We start from the raw sequence: 4,496 nt of genomic DNA on the forward strand, positions 1-4,496 counted from the left end.
ATGTCTCGTTGGGTATACCTCGGCGCGATAACCACCAGGATGCGTACGGAGTCTCATACCATTGCGATTCTGACCCATTTGAGATATTCTCAAATATGTAGATCAGGTGAGACAAGGCGTTGATATGAAGATCGGGTACGCACGCGTTTCGACAACGGACCAGTCCCTTGCCATCCAGCGTGCGGCTCTACTCGCAGCCGGAGTGCAGGAAGATCACCTCTTCGAGGAGCGGGTCTCGGGTCGTACGGCCGATGATCGTCCAGAACTCCAGCGCTGCATCGCTTTCGCGAGGAGTGGAGATCAGCTTTTCGTAACAAAACTTGATCGATTTTCTAGGTCGGTACGTGATCTCCACAATCTGCTTGCAGAACTGGATGCCAAGGGCGTGGGCTTTCGATGCCTGGATCAGGCCATCGACACCACGTCATCTAGTGGCCGCCTGACTCTTGGAATCTTGTCAAGTGTGGCTGAATTTGAACTCGCGATTCGAGCCGAGCGCCAAAGAGAAGGGATTGCGGCCGCGAAAGCCCGCAACACGTACAAGGCGAGGCGGTCCACCATTGACCTCGATCGGGTGCGCGATCTCTCTGCCCGTATGAAGCCGAAGGAGGCCGCTGCGGTCATGGGAGTCAGTAGGGCGTCGATCTATAGGGCGCTGGCCGCGATCAGGCAGGAAGCCGCCTGACGCTACTCCTCTACGCAGCCAAGGGTGAATGGCGTCCGGAGGATTGTCACGTCGTACGTTTGAGTAGGCGAGCCCGAGCTTCCTCGAATTCCGCAGCAGTCACGACACCCTCGTCACGCAGCTTGCTCCATTTGGCCAACTCGTCCGCCACGGAAAAGCTGCTCAAGCCACTGCGTCCAATGATCGGAGATGGCCTAAGCTTCTCTTTCAAAGCTGTGGTGCCTTGGGATGCGATCTTCGCGACCTTGTCGGCGGCAGCATCACCGCTGGCGTTCATCTTTCGTACGAAGCGAGCCCATGGCAGGAGCGAAATCAAGAACAAGGCTCCAAGCGCGATGGCCCAGCCTATGGCGAGGTCCCGCTTTTCCTCCTCCAGGCTGTTGTTGTACTCTGTCGCTGACCGGCGGTCATCGTACCATTTGAGCGCGGTTCCGTAGTCGGCCTCATGGCGCGTCTCCGGGGCTTGACCTTGGCGTTCGAGAACTTCCACGACGCCTGAAGGAGGACGGTAGCCGCGCTCGACCAGATCAGCGAACTGAGGATCGTTGTTCGGGTGTGCAATCGTATCTAGCGAGACGATGCCTCCGTTGAACATGATCGCAGCGAATGCGGCTCCTGCCGTAGCCAAACCCAGCAGGGCTCTGAAAACCGTCAACATCGCATGAACTCCCCGTGGAGCACGTTAGTCGCCGTCACCTCGGTGCACAACTATCGCCGCCACAGCCACATCGCGGCTGTCATGTGGATCGGCTGAGCGGCGTGTGTGTCCCTTGGCGATGATCAAGACGGACGTGACCGTCGTTTAAGCTTGACCACAACCTCTTTGGAACACGATCATCCTCGCACGCAGCATGCCCAATGGCAGGTAAGTGGAGCGACCGATGTACAAGAGCGCGTCGAACTTCATGCAAGCAGCGGGTCGTCGAGCCGCTGAAAACAGCCAGGCCTCGCGGGTACGCGCCTACCAGCCACGTACCCGCGCCGAGACGCGCAAGTGGTGGTATTCCGTCATCGAGCATCATTACAGAACCAACACGAGTGCCCGCGATCACTACGGCAAGCGCTACCCAGCTTGGCTTGAACAAGAAGTGCAGAGCTTTGGGGCGGAACGCTGGTTGGCGTACTGGGGGAAGAAGACTGGTAAGCCGAAGCGGGTGAAATCAGAGGCCACAACCGCTCCGCAAGCCAAGGATGATGGGGTGTTGAAAAGTGCGGCCAAGAAGCGTCGAGAAGAGCAAGGCCGTCGGCACTATGAAGCTCTCATCCTCGAACGGCGCTCTCAGGTATCTCCCTTGGCATCGGCTCTCCACGAGGCCTTAAGGTGCAAACCGGATAGCTGATGAACACGTGATGCCCGTCACTGCGCCGGAAGCCCGCTGGCCTGCCGAAAAGTTGCGGCATCTTCGTGATATTGAAATCCGAACCGCACGATATCTTGCGCCAGGCGGTCCATCCGCCTGGCTCGGATACCATGACGACGAAACCATAAAGCAAGCTCGTCGGCGATGTACTCGGGGCAGTCACCATCCTGGAGGGGGATCGTGACGTCATCCACGATTACAAGATCGCGGTGTTGGCGTGGCAGGCCTCTCAGCCAGGCGGGTAGAGATGGTTTCGTCATCAGCTATTTATCGGACCACCAGCCCGACGCATGACGGCGCTTGAAGATCACAAGGCATCGGCACGAGGTGAGCTACTTCTTGTATCGGCCATTCTTGCCCCGGCCCACACGGTCGCCATTACGCTCCTTTCGAAATGCACCTTTGGGTCCGTAGCGCCCCTTATGGCGGTAGCGCTCTTTGGCTCCACCACTATCGCTGCCACCCAACAACCCTGCGACGAAATCAAAGAATCCCACGATTGCCTCGCTGACAGTAAAAAGTTTTCTTTAGCTAATAAGAAGATAGCATCCAAATGCCGCCTTGCGGTGAGTGGAGGCATTTTAGAGACGAACTGTTCACCTTCGTGAAAGGTGCGATTCGGCATACATAGTCTCGTGATCAAGACCAGTGTGGTGCCGGTCGAAAATCACGAAAACTTCAACGCTTGTAGGAGCTTGTGTTATGATCAAGAATGCCATCCTCGCAGCCGCTGCCCTCGCTTCGGCTGCTTTCGCCCCTCAGGCCGCTCAGGCCGCGACCACCACCATTCCCGCCCACAGCACCAAGCTGATCGAGATCGCCGCCAACCGTTCCTTCGTGATCCACGCGCGCGGCTTCGACGACACCGATCTCGACTTCCGGGTCATCAGCCCGGTTGGCCGCACCGTGCACGTAGATGTGGATGGGACCAGCTACACGGACGCCTACATCGACGCGGACTCCGCTGGTACCTATCGCTTCTACGTCCAGAACGTCGGCGATGAAGCCAACGCGGTCAACTACACGGTCGAGTACATCGATTGAGAACGGCCATTCAGGCCTCATCAATCGCACCTCGATAGGGCGGGAAGAGCAAGCCTCTTCCCGCCTTTTGGCGTTAGACCGGGGTCGAACATCGCATGTCCAAGCTGGTCAGCTAGCTAAAGGATGTTCGAGCGGGACCTACATCCTGCCACCACCCCCCGGTCTGATCGGCCGCTCTCAGTCGCAGTCCACACCACCATGTCAATTCGGTCGAGCACATCGCCGACACAGAGCGGGCAGCCGCATGCCTCATCCTTGTGACGTTGATCATCAGCCGCCACCGTGAAAACGCTCACGGCCTTCGGCTAGAGCTTCCAAGGCTTGATTGTACCATCGCAAGCTCGTCTTCTTGGATGATGTAACCTCCTCCCAACACCAATCACGCGGCCCTGGAAAGGTGTCCGTGATCCGCCACCTGTACTCCCCAACTGGCGGATTATAGCCCTTGTCTTGCCCCTTCGAGAGCGCCGTGTAGGTGGCAAGATCGAGATACTCCTCGTCCACCTCTTGTACGATAATGCTGTCAACCTTGCGCTGAAGTGGCTTCCACAAGGGCGAGCGGGGAGACATCGCCTTGAGGAAGTCGGCCAATGTCCCGCGCATCAGACCATACCGCGCCTCGTCCAGATCGAGATAACGGAAGGGCTCGCTGGTATTATTCTCGACCACAAGGAAATGTCGCGAGCCGAAGCTGAACACGAAACCGACCAGTACCTTGAGGTAGAAGACCGTGCCCGAGGCCCTGCTTTTGCAAACCGCAAGATCGGCTGTGCGGCCATCTCGGAAGAATGCTCCTTGCGTGTATGCCCAAGTCGAGCGCCCCGCGTTTCGGCCACTCCTGAGGAACAACACGGCCACGGCTCGTACACGCGGGACGGTAATTTCCTTGCCGTCCTCGCGCACCACGCTGCGGCGGTCGTCGAGCAGGTAGATATTAGCGCTCACGTCACCCCCGATGCCCATCGTCGCCTGGATCGTAGCCACACATCATCGGCGTACATGGTACAATCCGCCTTCTGCCCGACGATAGATGCAAACGCACCGCCGACCGCCCCGACCATGAACTTACCCGTCCACCGACACCGCCACCATCATGGAGACCAGCATGATCAACCGCATCCAGAGGGCCGACGCAGCGGGTGAGCCTCATACTGATTGGGAGGACGATCAGGCGGCCATCACTGCACAGTCGGATGAATTCGAAGCTCTCATCGAGACGATCCATGACGCCCATGCCGCCGGAACCCCGATCAGCGCTATCCGGGCTCAGCTAGCCCCGATCCTTGCCCAAGATGCTGGTCCTCTTCTGGGCATCACATCCGCCAGCACTGAAAAGGCAGAAGAAAACTCAACCGCACCCGAGGTTGCCGACGGCGACCCCCGGCGCAATCCTCTTCTGGGCACCA

The 4,496-nt window shown here is 58.3% G+C and carries 7 protein-coding genes; 4 read left to right on the forward strand and 3 right to left on the reverse strand.

The genetic code is table 11. The features are described 5' to 3' along the window. Positions 1 to 124 precede the first annotated feature (124 nt). Positions 125 to 685: a recombinase family protein gene (locus tag GV044_RS13275; RefSeq protein WP_159871544.1), complete on the forward strand. Its 561-nt coding sequence runs from the start codon at positions 125 to 127 to the stop codon at positions 683 to 685. A gap of 46 nt (positions 686 to 731) precedes the next feature. On the opposite strand, the gene GV044_RS13280 is transcribed toward GV044_RS13275, so the two are convergent. Then, positions 732 to 1,343: an SHOCT domain-containing protein gene (locus GV044_RS13280; RefSeq protein ID WP_159871547.1), complete on the reverse strand. Its 612-nt coding sequence runs from the start codon at positions 1,341 to 1,343 to the stop codon at positions 732 to 734. Between the two features lie 223 nt (positions 1,344 to 1,566). On the opposite strand from GV044_RS13280, the gene GV044_RS13285 reads away from it, so the two are divergent. Then, positions 1,567 to 2,025, forward strand: coding sequence for a hypothetical protein (locus tag GV044_RS13285; protein WP_159871550.1), 459 nt, complete (start codon positions 1,567 to 1,569; stop codon positions 2,023 to 2,025). Positions 2,026 to 2,042: 17 nt separating this feature from the next. On the opposite strand, the gene GV044_RS13290 is transcribed toward GV044_RS13285, so the two are convergent. Then, positions 2,043 to 2,240 carry a hypothetical protein gene (locus GV044_RS13290; protein WP_159871553.1) on the reverse strand — a complete coding sequence of 66 codons (198 nt, stop codon included), beginning with the start codon at positions 2,238 to 2,240 and terminating at the stop codon, positions 2,043 to 2,045. 508 nt (positions 2,241 to 2,748) lie between these two features. On the opposite strand from GV044_RS13290, the gene GV044_RS13300 reads away from it, so the two are divergent. After that, a complete protein-coding gene (locus GV044_RS13300; RefSeq protein ID WP_159871559.1) occupies positions 2,749 to 3,090 on the forward strand; it encodes a hypothetical protein in 342 nt (113 codons plus the stop codon). Positions 3,091 to 3,360: 270 nt separating this feature from the next. Here the strand turns inward: GV044_RS13300 and GV044_RS13305 are convergent, their stop codons facing one another. After that, positions 3,361 to 4,074 (reverse strand): hypothetical protein, encoded by a 714-nt coding sequence (locus GV044_RS13305; protein ID WP_159871562.1) that lies wholly within the window; start codon positions 4,072 to 4,074, stop codon positions 3,361 to 3,363. Between the two features lie 121 nt (positions 4,075 to 4,195). Here GV044_RS13305 and GV044_RS13310 point away from each other — a divergent pair. Then, the coding region (locus GV044_RS13310) for a hypothetical protein (protein WP_159871565.1) at positions 4,196 to 4,496 on the forward strand (301 nt) is incomplete at its 3' end.

The sequence above is a fragment of the Novosphingobium sp. 9U genome, from assembly GCF_902506425.1.
Taxonomy (GTDB): domain Bacteria; phylum Pseudomonadota; class Alphaproteobacteria; order Sphingomonadales; family Sphingomonadaceae; genus Novosphingobium.